Origin of the sequence: Streptomyces sp. AK010 (genome assembly GCF_014207295.1) — a bacterium.
GTDB lineage: Bacteria > Actinomycetota > Actinomycetes > Streptomycetales > Streptomycetaceae > Streptomyces > Streptomyces massasporeus.
Genome location: NZ_JACHCX010000015.1, coordinates 188,378 through 206,702 on the forward strand (window position 1 = coordinate 188,378; position 18,325 = coordinate 206,702).

The following is an 18,325-nucleotide window of genomic DNA, read 5'->3' on the forward strand; positions in this document are numbered from 1 at the left end:
GGCTCACTCGCCGCGGTACAGCTCGCGCTTGTCGATATAGCGCACGACGCCGTCCGGCACCAGGTACCAGATGGGGTCGCCCTTGGCGACTCTCGCACGGCAGTCCGTGGAGGAGATGGCCAGAGCCGGAACCTCCACGAGCGAGACACCGCCCTCCGGGAGCCCGGCGTCGTCCAGGTGGTGGCCCGGCCGGGTGGCCCCGATGAAGTGCGCCAGGGAGAACAGCTCCTCGCTGTCCCGCCAGGTCAGGATCTGGGCGAGCGCGTCGGCGCCGGTGATGAAGAACAGGTCCGTGTCCGGGTTGAGCGCGCGCAGGTCGCGCAGCGTGTCCACGGTGTAGGTGGGGCCGCCGCGGTCGATGTCGATGCGGCTCACGGAGAACTGCGGGTTCTCGGCGGTCGCGATGACCGTCATCAGGTAGCGGTCCTCGGCCGGGGAGACGCTGCGGTGGGTCTTCTGCCAGGGCTGGCCCGTCGGCACGAAGACCACCTCGTCGAGGTGGAACGCCGCGGCGACCTCGCTGGCCGCCACCAGGTGCCCGTGGTGGATCGGGTCGAAGGTGCCGCCCATGACACCGAGGCGGCGCTTGCCCGGTCGCGACGGGCTCTTTCCGGGGCCGTCGGTCCGGCCGGCCACCGCGGAGGCACGGCGGGGCTCCGAGTGTCGCTCGGTTCCGCTCGCCGTGTCCCGTGCCGGGTCGTGCGGCGTCTCGTTCGCCGGACCGGTAGGCATGTCCTGCTCTCCCATGCGTGCAGACCCTACCGGCCCTGCCTGAGGGCTCCGGCCGCCCCCGTGGTCCCCCGGGCATCCTCGGCGGGATGCCCCGCCGGTCTCAGCGGTCGCGGTTGAAGCGGGTGGTGATCCACAGCAGGAGCAGCAGGATGAAGAGGGCGCCACCGCCGGTGAGGTAGGGGCTGAGGCTCTCGTGATTTCCGCCGTGCTCTTCGCCCTCGGCGGCGAGGGTGACCAACTGGGCAGCGGTGCTGTGGAAGCTCATCTTCGGCAGGACCTATCGCGTGAGGGCGGGTTAAAGACGTCGGCTCATCGTAAGCGGGCGCCCGTTCCGCGATCACCCCGACTCCGCTTGTTCGTGCCGCGGGCGGACACGCGCGTAGCCGCCGGGGCCGCTCCCGGGGCCCGGCGGGGAACCTTCGTGTGGCCTCAGTCGTCCTTCCGTCTGTAGCCACGCAGCAGGAACCAAGCGGTCACCGCACAGCCCAGGATCATCACGATCAGCACGATCCGCAGCATCCCCGGTCCTTGTCCCCCGGCGGCGTTCGCGGCCCCGGCGAGCCAGGCGGATGCGGGGTGGTGCTCCATGACGGTGGTCTCCTTCGCTGTACTGCCCGACCACCGTAACTCCGCCTAGGCTGGGCTCTGCCTCGGGGAAGCAAAAGCCCGCACAAAGGGCCGCAAAGGTCACACCAGACGCTGGGGGAAGACATGTCCGACGGCCACGAGCACAACGGGCACGAGCACGTGCCGAGCAGGCAGCGCAGGCGCTTTTCCGGGATCTCCTCGCGCACCTACGAGCACCCGGCCGACCGCTCCGCCCTGGTGGCGCTGCGCAAGCTGAGCGGTTTCGACACGGTGTTCAAGGCGCTCAGCGGCCTGCTGCCCGAGCGCAGTCTGCGGCTGCTGTTCCTGTCCGACTCGGTGCGGGTCTCGGACCAGCAGTTCGCCCATCTGAACGTGATGCTGCGGGATGCCTGCTACATCCTGGACCTGGAGAAGGTCCCGCCGATGTATGTGAACCAGGACCCGCAGCCGAACGCGATGTGCATCGGTCTGGACGAGCCGATCATCGTCGTCACGACGGGCCTCGTGGAGCTCCTCGACGAGGAGGAGATGCGGGCGGTCGTCGGGCACGAGGTGGGCCACGCGCTGTCCGGTCACTCGGTCTACCGGACGATCCTGCTGTTCCTGACCAGCCTCGCCGTCCGGGTCGCCTGGATCCCCCTGGGCAACCTCGCCATCATGGCGATCGTGACCGGCCTGCGGGAGTGGTTCCGCAAGTCGGAGCTCTCCGCTGACCGGGCCGGGCTGCTGGTCGGGCAGGATCTGCAGGCCTCCGTGCGGGGTCTGATGAAGATCGCGGGCGGCAACCACCTGCACGAGATGAACGTGGACGCGTTCCTCGCGCAGGCCGAGGAGTACGAGGCGGGTGGTGACCTGCGCGACTCGGTGCTGAAGATCCTCAACGTGTTGCCCCGCTCCCACCCCTTCACCACCGTGCGGGCGGCCGAGCTGAAGAAGTGGGCCGAGTCGCGGGACTACCAACGGATCATGGACGGCCACTACCCGCGGCGCGACGAGGACAAGGACACCTCGGTCCGGGACTCCTGGCGCGAGTCGGCGAACCACTACGGCAGCCATGTGAAGAGCTCCAAGGATCCGCTGATGAAGCTGGTCACCGACCTCGCGGGCGGCGCCGGCGACCTGGGCGACCGGGTCCGCCGCGGCTTCGGCGGCTTCACGAACGCGTCCCCGAAGCCGCCCCAGGGGCCACAGACGGGCCCGTCGGACTCCTCGGGGGACGACCGGCCGCCGAGCGAGGGCAGCTAGACCCCCTTCCGGCCCTGCGGCCCCTCAGACCTTCGGCTGCGCGCTTGTCGCCAGCGTGCCGCACAGGGCCGTCGCGCTGCCCGTGGCGTAGGGGTCGGTGCCCGCGGGGCCGCCCTCCTTGGCCGTCTGGCCGGCCAGGAGGGGTCTCAGATGGTTCGTGGAGTCCTCGGCGCAGGAGAGCGGGCCGGCCTGGACGTAGGAGACGACGAGCTGGGCCTGGTGCAGCCGCAGGTCGTCGCGGTCGAAGCGGAAGTGCAGCTCGCGCCGGAGAGTGAACAGGGACACCTCGTCCTTGCCACCGGAGCCGGACCCGGTCGCCCGCAGCGCGTACACGAACGTGTGGTCGGCGGTGACCTCGAGGGTGGACGCGTCGGCCTCGGCGGCCTGCAGCGTGCCCTGGACCCGGACCTTGTGGTCGGCGAGCTGGGCGCGCGAGGGGTCGAAGCGGACCAGCCAGCCGGTGGGCGCGTGGCGGCCGTCGGCGGTGGGGCGGGTGAAGCTCTGGTCGAACTGGTCCTGTTGCTCGGGGTCGAGCAGCACGCGGACGGCCCTGACCTCGCCGCCCGTGAGCACCTCCGGGTCGAGGGCCGACCGCACGATGTAGTCCTTGGCGGTGCTCAGGGCGCTCACGACCTGGCTGTCCGAGAAGTGCGCGGTGCGCCGCGAGGCGGGCAGCGGCACGCCCTCCGCGCCGGTCCGGAACTGTGCGGCGGGGCTGTGCTCGTACAGGTTCGCCAGGTCGGCCGTGCCGGGCACCTTGCCCTCGGGGGCGAGCGGGATGACGGTCATCCGCAGGGGCTCGATGGGCTCCCGGGCGGCGGGGGCCTGGTAGGGGTGCCGTACTCCCATGTAGATCGCGGTGCCGAAGGCGACGGCGATCAGCAGGACCAGGACCAGGGCCTGCCGGGACAGGCCCCGGCGCAGGGGCGGCCGGCGTCGCACGGCGGGCGAGTGGTCGGCGATGCGCTCCTGCGCGGAGAACTCCTGGAGGCGGGCAGCACGGACGAACGACTCGTCGAAGACGACGGATCGATACTCGTCCTCTCCACCTCCGGGGGCGCCCTCGGGACTCCCCTCAGGTGGGTTTCCAGGCCCGCCCATATCTTCAGGGTAGGTCTCCCGAAGCTCGGGTAAACGCCCGGCTGCTCCACAAGTTCTGACTGGTTCTCACCAGGATGGGCGGGTTCCGGTCAGGGGCTGCGGGGGATCACCGAGACGGCCGGCTGGGAGTAGTCGGCGGAAGCCGAAGGGGCGGCTCCGCTGCCCTGTTCCAGGCCGGTGGAGGCGGGTGGTGGCGCGGGCTCGTCCCGGTTGGAGGACGCGCCCCGGTAGACCGCCGTGAACGCCAGGGCGACCATGCCGATGCCCATCATGAGGGCGAGCAGCCAGGCCACGGGGCGGTGCCAGCGGACCTGTTTGGAGTAGGGCCCGGTGCTGCCGTAGTGGCCCTCGATGACATCGGGGTCGTCGAACTCGTCGAGGTCGGGATCATGGCCGAAATCTCCGCGCCGGTCCGGACCGTGCCGGTCGTCGAAGCGCTCGCCTCTGGTGTGGGCGCGGCGCGACTCCGCCTCGGAGGCCTCGGCTCTCGCCTGGGCCGCGGCCAGGAGGCGCTCCACCGCTGTCGGCTCGTGCACCACGGCCGCGCGTACGAAGGCCTCGTCGAAGACCACGGAGGCGAACTCTTCGTCCGACACCCCGCGGTCGTGGTCGTCGTCGGGCTCCCGGCCGTCCGGAAACGGCGTGCCCCCCACGTCCTCCGGCACGAATCCAGAGTAGACCTGGGGGGTCAATTTGGGCAGACGGTACGGAAATTCATCCGCCGGTTGAGACGGCTCGCGCGGGTGCCGGACGGCGCACGCCCGCCGGGGCACTCCGGTCGCGCGCGTCTGCGCCATCCGGATGACCCTGCACGGTCATGCGGCGGCTCGCATACCCCCCGCACTCCGGGGAAGCGCGGTTCAGCGCCGCACGTGCCCGTCCCCGGTGACGATGTACTTCGTGCTGGTCAGCTCCGGCAGGCCCATGGGGCCGCGGGCGTGCAGCTTCTGCGTGGAGATGCCGATCTCGGCGCCGAAGCCGAACTGGCCGCCGTCGGTGAAGCGGGTGGAGGCGTTCACGGCGACGGTGGTGGAGTCCACCAGCTGGGTGAAGCGGCGGGCGGCCTGCTGGGAGGTCGTCACGATGGCCTCGGTGTGGCCGGAGGTCCACAGCCGGATGTGCTCGACGGCCTTGTCCAGGGAGTCCACGACCGCGGCGGCGATGTCGTACGACAGGTACTCGGTCTCCCAGTCCTCGGCCGTCGCCTCGACGACGGTGGCCTTGGAGTCCTCGGCGTAGGCCTGCACGCGCTCGTCGGCGTGCACGGTGACGCCGGCCTCCGCGAGGGCGTCCAGGGCGCGGGGCAGGAACGCGGCGGCGATGTCCTGGTGGACCAGCAGAGTCTCGGCGGCGTTGCAGACGCCGACCCGCTGGGCCTTGGAGTTGATCAGGATCTCGACGGCCATGTCGAGGTCGGCCTGCGCGTCGACGTAGACGTGGCAGTTGCCGGTGCCGGTCTCGATGACCGGGACGACGGACTCCTGGACGACCGTGTTGATCAGGGAGGCGCCGCCGCGCGGGATGAGCACGTCGACCAGACCGCGGGCGCGCATCAGCTCGCGCACGCTGTCGCGGCTCTCGCCGGGGACGAGCTGGATGGCGTCGGCGGGGAGTCCGGCCCCGCCGACGGCGTCGCGCAGGACGCGCACCAGGGCGGTGTTCGACTGGTACGCCGAGGAGGAGCCGCGCAGCAGGACCGCGTTGCCGGACTTCAGGCAGAGGGCGGCGGCGTCGACGGTGACGTTCGGGCGGCCCTCGTAGATGATCCCGACGACGCCGAGCGGCACGCGGACCTGGCGCAGGTCGATGCCGTTGGGCAGCGTGGAGCCGCGGACGACCTCGCCGACCGGGTCGGGCAGGGCGGCGACGTCGCGCACGTCGGAGGCGATGGCGCGGATCCGCTCGGGGGTGAGCGTGAGCCGGTCGATCATGCCTTCGCTGATGCCGGCCTCGCGGGCCTTGGCGACGTCCTTGGCGTTGGCCTCGACGATCTCGCTCGCACGGACCTCCAGCGCGTCCGCGATGGCGAGCAGCGCGTCGTCCTTCTCGGCCCGGGGCAGCGGCGCGAGGGTCGCGGCGGCGGCCTTGGCGCGGTAGGCGGCCTCGGTGACCGGGGACATGGAGTCGTACGGCGAAAGCGTGGTCATGAGGGAAGCGTAGTGCGCCCGGCGGATCCGTTCATCGCGCGTTTCACACCCCGAGACGTTTCCCGGAACGGATCAAAACGGGTGAACTCCGACGGGCGAGGCCGGGGGCGGCCCGTACCCCTCCGCGATGCGCTGGTGGTACGTGGCACGGTCGATGACCTCCAGGCCGACGATCTCCCAGGGCGGCAGCCCGGCGGTCTGCCGGTGCTCGCCCCACAGGCGCAGGGCGACGGCGGCCGCGTCGTGCAGGTCGCGGGCCTCCTCCCAGTAGCGGATCTCCGCGTGGTCGACCGCGTACCGGCTGGTCAGGAAGAAGGGATGGTCGTGGGCGAGCTGCTCCAGGGCGCGCCGGACCTCCGGGAGCGGGGCCTGTTTGCCGGAGACGCTGAGGGTGACGTGCCACAGACGCGGGGTGTCGCCGGGTTCCTCGCCCTGGAACCGGTCCCCGGCCGCCACGCTCGTCAGGGCCCGCTCCTCACCGGCCGCACGGGAGCCGGCACCACCGCGGGACACTTGAGTCCCAGGGCGCACTCGTCTCACGACGGCCTCCTTTGCGCTCGGCGCTGCTGCGGAACAGTTCCCTGGGACAAAGTTGAGCAGGCCGCAAGGGATCGCGTGGCGGTTTTGCGGAACGTCCACCACCGGGGGCGGACGTTTCGACCCATTACGGGTGCAGGACCACCAGGTCGTCCCTGTGTACGACCTCACGTTCGTACGCGGGTCCGAGTTCGCGGGCCAGTTCCCGGGTCGAGCGGCCGATGAGCCGGGGGATCTCCTTGGCGTCGAAGTTGACCAGCCCGCGGGCCACCGCGTGCCCCGTGCCGTCCCGCAGTTCGACCGGGTCGCCGGCGCTGAACTCGCCCTCGACGGCGGCGATCCCGGCCGGCAGCAGCGACTTGCGGCGGTCCACGACGGCCTGGACGGCGCCGTCGTCGAGGGTCAGCGCGCCCTGCGGGGTGGAGGCGTGCTGGAGCCACAGCAGCCGGTCGGCGGAGCGCTTGCCGGTGGGGTGGAAGAAGGTGCCGGTGTCCTGGCCGGTCAGAGCGTCGGCCGCGTGGACGGCGCTGGTGAGGACGACGGGGACGCCGGCGGCCGCGGCGATCCGGGCGGCCTCGACCTTGGTGACCATGCCGCCGGTGCCGACGCCGGCCTTGCCGGTGCTGCCGATCTCCACGTCCGCGAGGTCGGAGAGGTCGCGCACCTCGCCGATGCGGGAGGTGCCGGGTTTCGCCGGGTCGCCGTCGTAGACGCCGTCCACGTCGGACAGCAGGACCAGCAGGTCGGCGTGGACGAGGTGGGCGACGAGGGCGGCGAGGCGGTCGTTGTCGCCGAAGCGGATCTCGTCCGTGGCGACGGTGTCGTTCTCGTTGACGATCGGGAGGGCACCCATGGCGAGCAGCTTGTCGAGAGTGCGCGAGGCGTTGCGGTGGTGCGAGCGGCGGCTCATGTCGTCGGAGGTCAGCAGGACCTGCCCGACGCGGACGCCGTAGCGGGCGAACGAGGCGGTGTAGCGGGCGACCAGCAGACCCTGGCCGACGCTGGCGGCGGCCTGCTGCCGGGCGAGGTCCTTGGGGCGGCGGCGCAGGCCCAGCGGGGCGAGGCCGGCGGCGATGGCACCCGAGGAGACCAGGACGATCTCGCGTTCCCCGCCGCTGCGGACCTTGGCGAGGACGTCGACCAGCGCGTCCACGCGGTCCGCGTCCAGGCCGCCCGAGGCGGTGGTCAGCGAGGAGGACCCGACCTTGACGACGATCCTGCGGGCCTCGCCCACGGCCTGCCTTGCCCCTGCCACGTCGCCGTCCGTCCCTCGCGTCGATTCGGTCGCTCACCAGGAAATCTACGGGACGGCCGGAACAGGTGCGGCGCCGGTCCACGTTACGGACGGTGCCATTGAGGTCACGGGAACGCTTCCGCCGTCACCACGGGTGCGCTGCCGCCGTCGCCACAGATGCACTGCCGCCCTCCTCACACCCCGCACCGGGACCTTTCGCCCTTCTCGGACCCCACCCCGCCCCTTCTTCGACCCCACCCGCGACAGCAGGCCAATCGTCCGCTACGGTCCGACGACACGCGAGACGGCAACCGCCCCCACGCCCCTACGACACGCGCGTGTCGTAGGGAGGTCGCCGTGCGTTAACCCGGACGGCGACCTGCGCCGACCCGACGCTCCTGGAGTGACCGCAGTGCCCGTACCTCTCCCCCGTCCGCAGGCCCTCCTCAAGGGGCTGGTCACCGTCGTCCTGGCCGCCGCGTTCGCCGCACAGGCGGTCGCGGCGCTGCTGCCCCACGTCCCGCTGCTGATCGCCGCGACGGCCGTCTCCCTGGCCACCGAGGGCGTGCTGTACCGGTGGCAGCGTGGGGTGCTGTCGCTGTTCGCCAAGTCGCACGCCGACATCACCGTGCGGCACGTCCTGCGGGACCTGCTGCTGGTCGTGGCGCTGCTGCGGCTCGGCGAGCAGGACCGGGAGACGGTGTACGCCCCGCTGGTGGCCGGGCTGCTCGTCTTCTACGTGCTGCACTGCGCGATCCAGGCGGTCTCCGTGCTGGTCCGCCGCACTCGCACGCTGCCCGTGGTGACCCGGAACATCGACGCCTCGGCACTGCGGCTGTCCCCGGCCCCGTCCGTGCTGCTGCGCCGCCCCGGCCACCGGCTGCTGGTGTTCGGCCTCCCGGCGACGGCCGGGCTGCTGGCCAGCGCGCCGGGCGACCGGCCGGTCTACGCGGCGGTGGGCATCGCGCTCTCCCTCGCCCTCGGGCTGATCGGCCTCGGCGCGCTGCTCCTGCGCCTGCTGCCGGGCCGCCGCCCGGCGGACGAGCAGGAGGTGCTCGAGTGGTTCGACGCCTGGCTGGCCGCGTACCGGCCGACCGCCGGCCTGTACTTCTCCGGCGGTGCCGCCTCGGCCTACCAGGCGAACATGTGGCTGGAGCCGCTCGCCGGGCTGGACGGCAGGCCGGTCATCATCCTGCGCGAGCGGTTCATGGTGCAGAAGATCGCGGCGACGGACATCCCGATCGTGTGCCTGCCGAAGGTGTCGACGCTGATGCGCCTGGAGCACTCCACGCTCCAGGTCCTCATCCACCCGTCGAACTCCGGCAAGACCTCGCAGGTGCTGCGCATCCCCACGATCAAGCACACCTTCGTCAACCACGGCGAGAGCGACAAGCTGTCGTCCTGCAACCCGTACGCGAAGGCGTACGACGAGGTGTGGGTGGCCGGGCCCGCCGCGCGCGAGCGCTACGCCCTGGCCGAGGTCGGGGTCGAGGACAAGGACGTGGTGGAGACGGGCCGCCCGCAGCTGGACGGTGTGCTGCCCTACGCGGGGCCGCCGGCCGGGCCGCGCACGACCGTGCTGTACGCGCCGACCTGGGAGGGCTGGGACGGCAACCCCGGCAACACCTCGGTGATCGCGGCCGGCGAGAACCTGGTGCGGGCGCTGCTCGCGGACCCTTGCGTGCGGCTGCTGTACAAGCCGCACCCGCTGACGGGCTCGGTGGACCCTCGCGCGGGCGCGGCCGATCTGCGGATCCGGGAGCTGATCCGGGCGGCCAACCGGGAGCGGGGGGCCGCGCGCCCCTCGGACAGCGCGGAACTCGCCCTCCGCACCGCCGAGCTGGACCGGCTCACCACGTCGGTGTTCCGGGCCGGGGCCGACACCGTGGAGCGGATGCTGGTGCAGTCGGCGCCGGAGCCGGGCCGCGCGGAGGCGGTGGCGCGGGCGACGGCCGCGTGGGAGGAGGCGTACTGGGCCTCGCTGCCGGAGGGGGAGCACCAGATCATCACGGACGCCCGGCCCACGCTGTACTCCTGCTTCAACGTGGCCGACCTGCTGATCAGCGATGTGTCGAGCGTGATCAGCGACTTCCTCGCGAGTGCGAAGCCGTACGCCGTGGCCAACACCAGCGGGTTGTCCGAGGACGCCTTCCGTGTCGCGTTCCCGACAGTGGTCGCGGCGACGGTACTGACGCCGGACGCCGCCGGGGTGCCGGACCTGCTGGACGCCGTCCGGCACCCGGAGCGCGACGAACTGGCCGAGGCACGAGCCGAGTTGAAGCTGCGGCTGCTCGGCCCGGCGGAGCCGTCGTCGCAGGAGCGCTTCAACGACGCCGTCCGGGCGCTGTGCGGGGTGGCCCGGGACCACAGGGCACGGGTGGCGGAGCGGCTGGCCGCGGTGCCCGGTCAGCGCACCGCGACCGAGGTCCCGACCGCACCGCGTTGAGCGGCACCGCGACCGAGGCCCCGACCCCACCACGCCGAACGGCACCGCGACCGAGGCCCCGGCCCCACCACGCCGAACGGCACCACGCTCCAGGCCCCGACCCCACCACGCCAAGCGGCACCGCGACCGAGGCCCCGACCGCACCACGCCGGGCAGCGGCACGCGTGCTCACGCCGCGTGCCGCACCTCGCGGGACGTCAGCACCCGCCGCGCCTTGCGCACCGCCCGGCGCATGAAGGTGTCGAGACCTCCCTCGCGGTAGCCCGGGAAGGCCCGGGCCTCCCGGGGCTCGGCGAGGTAGACCGCGTCGGGGACGCCTGCGGCGCGGTCCCGGAAGTGCGGGTAGACCAGGTACACACGGCGGCCCTTCCGCTCCAGGAGGGCCGCCGCCTGCTTCTTGGCCTTGACGAACTTCACGACGTCCGGCAGCAGTTCGGGGCGCTGCTCGGCGACCAGATGCAGCCGCAGCCGCTCGTGGACCTTCAGGCGCTGGGCGACGCCCTCGGTCCAGTAGGTGTCCATCAGCGGCTTGGCGAGCTCGAACTTGTGCCGGCGGACCTCCTCGCTGTCCGTCAGGTACTTGGGTCCGAACTGCGGCAGCAGCGTCACGAGGAAGGGCCGCATCATCAGCTGGTCGCGCCGGCCGCCCGCGGGGACGAGCTCGGCGATGAGCTCCATCAGGGCCCGCGCGGAGTCGAAACGCAGCGTGTAACTGCCGCTCTTCGTCACGTGCTTGCCGTCGTCGCGGCCGACCAGGTAGTAGCAGGTGTGGTCGGCGACCACGGAGACGCCGTCCGCCCGCAGATACGCCTCCATGGTGAACAGCGCGTCCTCGCCGGTGAACAGTGACTCCTCGAAGCGCATGCCGTGCCGGTCCAGCAGGGCGCGGCGGAACAGCTTCTGCGCGCTGAGCGTGAACTTGATGTTGGAGGAGAAGACGTCCGTCCGCTCCACCGTCCTGCCCCACATGGACTTCGGTGCCGAGCGGTTGACGCCCTCGACCTTGCCGAGCACCACGTCCGTGCCGGCGCGGTCGGCCATGCCGACCATCCGCTCCAGGGCCTCGGGGCCCAGCCGGTCGTCCGCGTCGAGGAAGAACACGTAACGTCCGGTGGCCTTGCCCAGGCCCACGTTGCGCGGGCCGCTGGGGCCGCCGGAGTTCTCCTGCCGGATCACCAGCACGTGCATGGGAGCCCGCTCGGCGAACTCCTCCAGGTACTCCCCCGTTCCGTCCGTCGAACCGTCGTCCACCGCGATGACCTCGACGCGCATCGGATCGATGGTCTGTGCCTCCACGGACGAGAGGCACTCGATCAGATACGGCATCGCTTCGTACGCACCGATGATCACACTCACATCAGGCTGCGTCACGGTCACGTTTCCCCCTAGTCAATGGGATATTCCCCCGTATCGCCTCATTCGCTACTTGATAGACGGGTGATCGAGGCAAGCGGTTGCCTCAGACACACGCGTTAGTGGTTCAGGTCACAACGTGAACGAACAGGAACCGGGGAAACGAAAGGGTTCGGCCCCGAGGAGAACTCCTCGGGGCCGAACCCTGTGTCGCGCGGAGGCAGTTCAGCCCGCGCCGACTCCGTCCGTGTCACCGGCGGCGGGCATCCGCTGCCCGGGCACGGCGTTCGCCAGCTCGGCCTCGCTCTCCGCGAGGGCGGCCTCGTCCCGGGACTGCTGGCCGACATTGCGCGTCTCGGCCTTGACCGCGAGGTTCGCGACGGCGGTGTTGAACTGCTCGAGGGAGGTCGGCTCGTCCGGGCCCAGCAGGTACTGCTTGAGCTCCTTGCGGTCCTCGGCCAGCCGGTCGGCGTCCGGGGCGCGGACCGCGCCGAGCAGCTCGCCCAGCTCGGACGCGCTGTTGGAGAGGATCACCGCGGCGCGCACCGCCGTGTTGTTCCGCTTGAACTCCTCGACGCCCACCTCGGCGGAGTCGGTGACCGCGTACGGCTTACCGCTCGCGAGGAAGTCGGAGACCACGCTGGAGATGTCGGAGACCATCGCGTCGGAGACGTTGAAGCAGTCGTACAGGCGCGGCTCGGCGCCGGTGATGACGCGGTGCTCCCAGGACGGGAAGGAACGCCAGTAGGCGTCGTTCCACTCGGCGCGCAGCCGGGCGACCTCCTCGTGCCGGGCGACGTCGACCAGCCCGTCACGGGTGGCCACGGCCTCGTCGCCACGGTCGCCGCCGGATCCGGTCAGCTGCACGAGCCGGGCCTCGATCCGCTCCAGCTCGGCCTTGGCCTGCGCCTGGGCGGCGGTGTCGGCGATGAAGCGCGTGTTGATGGCGCGCTCCGCGGCGGCCTGCTGCACCAGGGCGGTGATCCGCCGGTGAGCGGCGCCGGCCTCCTTGCTGACGTTGCCGGTGAACGGGTGCGGCTTGTACAGGACGCGGACCGGCGGGTCGGCCTGCACGAGCTGTTTCACGATGTTCTCGCCGGCCAGCACGACCGAGGTGTTGCCCGGATTGCCGTCCCAGCCCTCCCAGGTGGGGGCGTACAGAACCGTGGGGATGCGGCCCTCGGGCACGCCCTGCCAGGTCTGGATCGGGGCGAGCTGCGGGCGGCCGACCTCGACGATGTCGTCGTCGCGGACACCGACGTCGGCGATGGCGTAGCGGTCGCGGCCCGCGCGGCCGGCCGTCCACACCTCGTCGTAGACCTTGCTGTACGGGTTGACGCTGGCGAGCTTGTCGCTGTCGCCGTGGCCGATGAAGACGTGCTTGATGGTGGGCACGCGCAGCAGGTGGATGTTCTTGCCGACGTTGGCCGCGTAGAGCGCCACGCGCACCGTGGAGAGGTCCAGGTTCATCAGGTGCACCCCTCCGGGCACGCAGATGACGGGAACCGTGGTGGGCGCCAGACTGTTCAGGATGGCCCGCTCACGCAGGATGATCAGCGGCTTGGACTCCAGCTTCTCCATGGTGTCGAGCCACATGTTGACCTGGTAGGCGGAGTCCTTCGAACCCGAGAAGTACAGGACCGTCTCCGGCTTGTACTCGGCCAGCCAGTCGTCGACGGCGGCCAGGACCTTCTCGGCGTTCGGCGGGATCTTCCGGCCGCGCACGTACGGCACGAGCGCCAGCACGTACAGGGTGGCCAGGGCCACCGTGATGCCGATGCCGATGAAACCGACGAGGGCGGACTTCACCTGCGAGGCGAGCAGGATGCCGGCGACCGCGAAGAGGTCGAGGTGGAGCATCTTCTCGGCGGAGCGGTGCAGCAGCCCCCGCGGCGGGGCGTCCGGGATGCGGATGCGTGAGGCCAGGTCGACGTTGCGGGTGGCGACCGGCATGCGGCGGCGGTTGCGGATCAGCTGGACCAACGCGCCGTGCGGGGCCTGGAGACCGTAGAAGGCGATGAAGCAGGCGATCGCCCCGTAGTAGATCAGGTTGTCCGCGAGGGAAAGCCGGGCCAGCAGCAGGACGAGCAGCAGCTGCCTTATCAGGAAGCGGATCGACAGGCCGGCCCGCACCTTGCTGAGGCGGTTGATCAGGTAGCTGCCCTTGCGGTGCAGATAGTGGTCCGCCAGGTACGTCACGGCGGCCGCTGCCGCGAAGGCGGGAACGCTCGGGACGAGCGCGGCCAGCATGAGGGCGGGGAAGCCCGCCACCATGAGGATCGCCGCGGCCAGCTCGGCCGCGCTGCCCACCCGGGCGACGCGAATAGCGGTGGATATCACGGAGAAACCTGCTCTTGGGAGGGGTGTGCCGGTCTTGGTTCGAGAATGCGGCTGGTCTGTGAATATTCGCGAGACTGGATGGATTCAGGCCCCTGCGAACACTCCGTTCGACGACAAAAGCCGTTGACAGGAGGGCGCAGAGGCCTGAATTGCTGAAGTCTATTTGGCGTCGATTATTACACGCCGTCCTGCCGGTCCAGCACCGTGGCCAGTGCCTGCTCGAAGCCGGAGGCCCGGGCCGCGCCGGCCGTCGGGTCCTGCTGGCGGACGTCGATGACGTGGCCGGTGAGCTCGGAGAGCAGCACGTCGAGCGAAGTGCGGGCCACGGCCTCGGAGGACAGCAGGGAGCCCGAGGGCTCCTGGCCGAAAGCCTTGGTGCGCATGGGCGTGGCGGTGCGCTCGGGGTTGATGCAGTTGACGCGGACGCCGTCGCCGGCCCACTCGTCGGACAGGGCCTGGGTGAGGTTCACCATGGCGGCCTTGGTGGAGGAGTACAGGCTGTACTCGGCACGGCCCCGGGTGTAGCTGCTGGAGGTGTAGAGCAGCAGCTGGCCCTTGGTCTCGGACAGGTACTTGTACGACGACCGGGCGATCTGCACCGGGGCCAGGTAGTTGACCTTCAGCGCCTCCTCGATGGTGGCGTTGTCGGTCTCGGCGAGCTTGCCTATGCGCAGCACGCCGGCGGTGTTGACCACGTAGTCGATGCGGCCGGTCTCGCCGTACGCCTTCGACAGGGCGTCGTCGACCTCCTCCGGGTTCTCCACGTGGGTGCCGGTGGTGGAGCGGCCGAGGGCGTAGACCTTGGCGCCGTAGGACTCGGCGAGCTCGGCGATGTCCTTGCCGATGCCGTAGCTGCCGCCGAAGACGACCATGGTCTTGCCGGTCAGCAGCTCGCGGTAGGCCTCCTCGGAGACCTGCTCGGGGGCGGCGGTGGAGGCCAGCTGGAAGAGCTTGTCGGCGATGAAGACGTCGACGGGCTGGGTGACCTTCATGTTGTACTCGTCACCCGCGACGACGTGGATCGGCACGTCCGGCAGGTACTTGAGCACGACGGAGCAGTCGTCGGTCGCCTGGAAGTTGGGGTCACCGGCGGCGACCTCGTAGGCGCGCTTGATCGTGGACAGCTTGAAGGCCTGCGGCGTCTGGCCGCGGCGCAGCCGGGAGCGGTCCGGGATCTCGGTGATGAACTCGCCGTCCTCGCCGTGCGTGCGCGTGACGATGATGGTGTCCGCGGACGGGATGGCCACGTCGACGGCCTGGTAGCGCTCCAGGGCGACGACGCAGTCGTCGATGACGCGCTGCGAGAGCAGGGGGCGCACGGCGTCGTGGAAGAGGACGTTGGCGTCCTCGCCCTCGGCCAGGCCCTCGCCCAGCGCGGCGATGGCGCGCTCGGTGGTCTCGTTCCGCGTGGAGCCGCCCTCGATGACCTTCGAGACCTTCTTGAATCCGGCCTTCGCGACGATCTTCTCGATGTCGGGCACATAACCCGGCGCCATCAGCACGATGATGTCGTCGATCGAGTCGGCGTTCTCGAAGGTGGTCAGCGTGTGCTCGATGACTGCCTTGCCGGCGATCTTCAGCAGCTGCTTGGGGATCGACAGACCCACGCGCTGACCGGTACCACCGGCCAGGATCACTGCGGTGGTACGGGGCTTGGCTATGTGCTGGGACACAGGTGACCTACCTTGGGGCGACAGGGAACTTGGAAATGGTCCCACTTGTGGTTACCGCAATGCAAGGTGAGCGACCTCCACCGCATATGTGCGCGCAACCTCTCATTCACCTGGAGACGCCGCTGATTGCGAGACGGCTGCGCGATCCCCGGGAAATGCGCTGTGAGTAACTGCACAGAAGCCCAGCGACAACGGAGCCGCGCGGGCGGCGGTGACCGAGGGCCCTCACGGGCTCCTTAGGGGTCCTTTCACTATGAGCGTCCGATCAGGGCGCGTGGTCTGGTGCCGTGCGTCGCAAGGCGCCGGGAAGCCCTCGTAGCGGAGCTACTAGGGCTTTTCGGCAACGCGGCGAGGTGCGGTGCCAGACCGCGCGACCCGGACGGGCATAGTGAAAGGACCCCTTAGGACGATGTCCTGTGCACGGTACGCGCTTTGGCGGCGCCCCGTGCATCAGGGTCGCCACTCGTTGGGGCGGTCACGGGGGCCGCGGTGTGCGGATCCGCACTTCCCGGGACCCGTGGCGGCCCGCGTTCTTCATGCGGGCCGCCCGCGAATACCGCTCTCCCGGCAGCTCATTGCCGGGAGAATTCCTGGTTGCGATTGCGCAGCATTTCGGTCTCGGCGCGAGCAATACGCCCGGGAGACCGGGTCGGACCTCTCACACATCTCACACGTCCCGTACGACGAAGAGCCCGGGACTCCGAGGAGTCCCGGGCTCACGCGTCTCGCGGGCCGGTCAGACGACCTCGACGCCCGGGCGCCCCGCCTCGACCCGCAGCCTCGCCAGCGTGCTTGGCGTCGCGGTCGGCTGCCGCACGGTGTCGACCACCCTCACCTGGGCGTCGATGCCGTCACGGCGGACGTCGAAGAGGTGGTAGCCGCGGTGGGCGTCGAGCAGCTTCCAGTGCGGGTTGTCCGGGCGCCGCGGGTCCCACTCCTTGCGGAAGGCGGCCTGGTCCTGGTCGCCGTTGCTGGAGATGGAGGTGCCGACGAACTCGGCGCCGACGACCTCGGAGTCCGGGTCGGCGTAGTCCTCCTTGAGGTCGCTGATCATCGTCAGATGCCGGTCGCCGGAGAGCACCACGGGATTGCGGACCTGCCGGAACTCCTCCATGAACGCGTTGCGTTCGGCCTGGTAGCCGTCCCAGGCGTCGTAGAACCAGAGCTTGCCCTCGCCGACCTTCAGGTCCGTCTCGGCCATCATGATCTGAGAGGCGATGAGGTTCCAGCGGGCGGGCGAGTCCCGCAGCCCGTTCAGCAGCCACCGCTTCTGCCGGGCGCCGAGCATGGTCAGCGACGGGTCCTGGGCGCCGGCCTGGCTGGTGGCCTGGTCGCTGCGGTACTGGCGGGTGTCCAGGACGTTGAGCCGGGCCAGGCGGCCGAACTCCAGGCGGCGGTACATCCGGATGTGCGGGCCGTCCGGGACGGCGGAGGCACGGACCGGCATGTGCTCGTAGAAGGCCTGGTAGGCAGCGGTCAGCCGGGCGACGAACGCGTCGTGCGGCTGCTTGTCCGGGTCCTGCGGGATCTCGCCGGCGAAGTCGTTGTCCACCTCGTGGTCGTCGAAGGTCACCACGAAGGGCGCGTGTTTGTGCATCGCCGCCAGGTCCGGGTCGGTGCGGTACTGCGCGTAGCGGTTGCGGTACTGGACGAGGCTGACGGGCTCACCGGTGCCCTCGTGCCGCCGTACGCCCGTCGCCGAGGGCGTGGACTCGTAGATGTAGTCGCCGACGAACACCACGACGTCCGGGTCCTGGTCGAGCATGTCTGCGTATGGCGTGAAATAGCCGTGCTGCCAGTTCTGGCAGGAGGCGAGGGCCATGCGCAGGGAGCCACCGGAGCTGTGGGGGTGGGGCGCGGTACGGGTGCGGCCGACGGGCGAGAGCTGCCCGCTGGTGCGGAAGCGGTACCAGTACGTACGGTCCGCGCGCAGCCCGCGTACGTCCACGTGAACGCTGTGCCCGTACTCGGGCCGGGCCTGCGCGGTGCCCCCTCGGACGAGCTTTCTGAACCGGGAGTCCTCGGCGAGCTGCCACTCCACCGGCACCGGCCGGTCGGGCATGCCGCCGCCGTTCAGCGGGTCCGGGGCGAGTCTGGTCCACAGCACGATGCCGTCCGGCAGTGGGTCGCCCGAGGAGACGCCGAGGCTGAACACACCGTCGGGCAACGGCGTCTCGGCCGCTCGGGCGGCGGCCGGGAGCCACAGCTGGGCGGAGGCCGCGGCGCCGAGCACCGCGGCTCCAGCGGTCAGAAAGCGGCGTCGGTCGGGGGATACTGCTCCGGTCATCGGCTGACTCCCTTACCTCGCTGGCCACTTGGACACTGGGAAGCTTCACGCTCGCGGGCGGTCCGCCCGCTGAACGCCGGGGTTCACGTACATGACAACTAAGCAGACAAAGAGAGACTCGCCGCCAGCATCGGAACAAGCCGTTGCCAGGGCGAGTCTGACAGGTGATCAGTAACGGGTCAGCGTGCGAAACCCCTGCCGAGGGAGGAGCCGGACGGGGGCGCTCAGGCCGTCACGGGTGCCCCGCAGGAAGACCGCGCGCCGGTGCCGGTCGTCGAGGTCGCGCATGTCGTCGTCGCTGACGTCGTGGATGAGCGCGACCAGGTCCGTGATGGCGTCGTGGTCGACGTCCCCGGCCGCCACGTCGTTCGTGACGTACGCGGGTTCGATGGCCAGGGTCCGGCTCTTCGCGGCGCCCGTGGTGCGGTCGAACGGCCCGGAGAGCAGGCGGCTGCCGGTGGCGAGGTCCAGATGGCCGTCGCCGTCGAAGTCACCGAGGGCCGGGGTCTCGGGGTCGACCCGGTCCTCCTCGGTGCCGGTGGCCACGACCGTGCCGCCGGACAGGCCCTGCTTCCCGCCCCACACCACGGCGAGGGTGCCCGCGTGGGTGACGTCCCCGACACTCTCGCCCGGGGCGCGTGC

General features: G+C 70.8%; 15 protein-coding genes. 2 read left to right on the plus strand and 13 right to left on the minus strand.

What is annotated here, in order from left to right; translation table 11 throughout:
* Positions 1-3: 3 nt before the first annotated feature.
* The 3 genes from nadD to HDC93_RS26770 form a co-directional block, all read right to left on the minus strand.
* Positions 4-747, minus strand: coding sequence for a nicotinate-nucleotide adenylyltransferase (nadD, locus tag HDC93_RS26760; protein WP_185013362.1), 744 nt, complete (start codon positions 745-747; stop codon positions 4-6).
* A gap of 85 nt (positions 748-832) precedes the next feature.
* The gene (locus HDC93_RS26765; RefSeq protein WP_003990192.1) at positions 833-997 is read right to left on the minus strand and encodes a hypothetical protein; all 165 of its coding nucleotides are present in this window, start codon (positions 995-997) and stop codon (positions 833-835) included.
* 164 nt (positions 998-1,161) lie between these two features.
* Positions 1,162-1,320 carry a hypothetical protein gene (locus tag HDC93_RS26770; RefSeq protein WP_185013363.1) on the minus strand — a complete coding sequence of 53 codons (159 nt, stop codon included), beginning with the start codon at positions 1,318-1,320 and terminating at the stop codon, positions 1,162-1,164.
* 123 nt (positions 1,321-1,443) lie between these two features.
* Here HDC93_RS26770 and HDC93_RS26775 point away from each other — a divergent pair, with 123 nt between their 5' ends.
* Positions 1,444-2,565: a M48 family metallopeptidase gene (locus tag HDC93_RS26775; RefSeq protein ID WP_185013364.1), complete on the plus strand. Its 1,122-nt coding sequence runs from the start codon at positions 1,444-1,446 to the stop codon at positions 2,563-2,565.
* Positions 2,566-2,589: 24 nt separating this feature from the next.
* Here the strand turns inward: HDC93_RS26775 and HDC93_RS26780 are convergent, their stop codons facing one another.
* The 5 genes from HDC93_RS26780 to proB all read right to left on the minus strand — a co-directional run bounded on the left by HDC93_RS26780 (position 2,590) and on the right by proB (position 7,584).
* Positions 2,590-3,666 carry a hypothetical protein gene (locus tag HDC93_RS26780; protein ID WP_185013365.1) on the minus strand — a complete coding sequence of 359 codons (1,077 nt, stop codon included), beginning with the start codon at positions 3,664-3,666 and terminating at the stop codon, positions 2,590-2,592.
* 89 nt (positions 3,667-3,755) lie between these two features.
* Positions 3,756-4,358 carry a hypothetical protein gene (locus HDC93_RS26785; RefSeq protein ID WP_185013366.1) on the minus strand — a complete coding sequence of 201 codons (603 nt, stop codon included), beginning with the start codon at positions 4,356-4,358 and terminating at the stop codon, positions 3,756-3,758.
* A gap of 168 nt (positions 4,359-4,526) precedes the next feature.
* Positions 4,527-5,813 carry a glutamate-5-semialdehyde dehydrogenase gene (locus HDC93_RS26790; protein ID WP_185013367.1) on the minus strand — a complete coding sequence of 429 codons (1,287 nt, stop codon included), beginning with the start codon at positions 5,811-5,813 and terminating at the stop codon, positions 4,527-4,529.
* A gap of 72 nt (positions 5,814-5,885) precedes the next feature.
* A complete protein-coding gene (locus HDC93_RS26795; RefSeq protein ID WP_185013395.1) occupies positions 5,886-6,344 on the minus strand; it encodes a hypothetical protein in 459 nt (152 codons plus the stop codon).
* 133 nt (positions 6,345-6,477) lie between these two features.
* A complete protein-coding gene (gene proB / locus HDC93_RS26800) occupies positions 6,478-7,584 on the minus strand; it encodes a glutamate 5-kinase (RefSeq protein WP_185013394.1) in 1,107 nt (368 codons plus the stop codon).
* 403 nt (positions 7,585-7,987) lie between these two features.
* On the opposite strand from proB, the gene HDC93_RS26805 reads away from it, so the two are divergent.
* Entirely contained in the window at positions 7,988-10,030 is a 2,043-nt protein-coding gene (locus HDC93_RS26805; RefSeq protein ID WP_398986555.1) for a hypothetical protein, read from the plus strand.
* Positions 10,031-10,198: 168 nt separating this feature from the next.
* Here HDC93_RS26805 and HDC93_RS26810 read toward each other — a convergent pair whose 3' ends face one another.
* The 5 genes from HDC93_RS26810 to HDC93_RS26830 form a co-directional block, all read right to left on the minus strand.
* Positions 10,199-11,407, minus strand: a complete 1,209-nt coding sequence (locus HDC93_RS26810) for a glycosyltransferase (protein WP_185013369.1) — start codon at positions 11,405-11,407, stop codon at positions 10,199-10,201.
* Between the two features lie 201 nt (positions 11,408-11,608).
* Entirely contained in the window at positions 11,609-13,723 is a 2,115-nt protein-coding gene (locus tag HDC93_RS26815; RefSeq protein ID WP_311774626.1) for a hypothetical protein, read from the minus strand.
* Between the two features lie 176 nt (positions 13,724-13,899).
* Positions 13,900-15,396, minus strand: a complete 1,497-nt coding sequence (locus HDC93_RS26820; protein WP_185013370.1) for a bifunctional cytidylyltransferase/SDR family oxidoreductase — start codon at positions 15,394-15,396, stop codon at positions 13,900-13,902.
* A 736-nt stretch (positions 15,397-16,132) separates the two neighbouring features.
* Positions 16,133-17,683 carry an alkaline phosphatase gene (locus HDC93_RS26825; protein WP_185013371.1) on the minus strand — a complete coding sequence of 517 codons (1,551 nt, stop codon included), beginning with the start codon at positions 17,681-17,683 and terminating at the stop codon, positions 16,133-16,135.
* A 168-nt stretch (positions 17,684-17,851) separates the two neighbouring features.
* A complete protein-coding gene (locus HDC93_RS26830) occupies positions 17,852-18,268 on the minus strand; it encodes an FG-GAP repeat protein (protein ID WP_185013372.1) in 417 nt (138 codons plus the stop codon).
* Between the last annotated feature and the right edge of the window lie 57 nt (positions 18,269-18,325).

Bases quoted from the DNA above. Each gene is read 5' to 3' on its own strand.
- HDC93_RS26765 (WP_003990192.1), bottom strand. From the start codon at position 997: ATGAGCTTCCACAGCACCGCTGCCCAGTTGGTCACCCTCGCCGCCGAG.
- nadD (WP_185013362.1), bottom strand. From the start codon at position 747: ATGGGAGAGCAGGACATGCCTACCGGTCCGGCGAACGAGACGCCGCAC.
- HDC93_RS26825 (WP_185013371.1), bottom strand. From the start codon at position 17,683: ATGACCGGAGCAGTATCCCCCGACCGACGCCGCTTTCTGACCGCTGGA.
- HDC93_RS26780 (WP_185013365.1), bottom strand. From the start codon at position 3,666: ATGGGCGGGCCTGGAAACCCACCTGAGGGGAGTCCCGAGGGCGCCCCC.
- HDC93_RS26775 (WP_185013364.1), top strand. From the start codon at position 1,444: ATGTCCGACGGCCACGAGCACAACGGGCACGAGCACGTGCCGAGCAGG.
- HDC93_RS26770 (WP_185013363.1), bottom strand. From the start codon at position 1,320: ATGGAGCACCACCCCGCATCCGCCTGGCTCGCCGGGGCCGCGAACGCC.
- HDC93_RS26790 (WP_185013367.1), bottom strand. From the start codon at position 5,813: ATGACCACGCTTTCGCCGTACGACTCCATGTCCCCGGTCACCGAGGCC.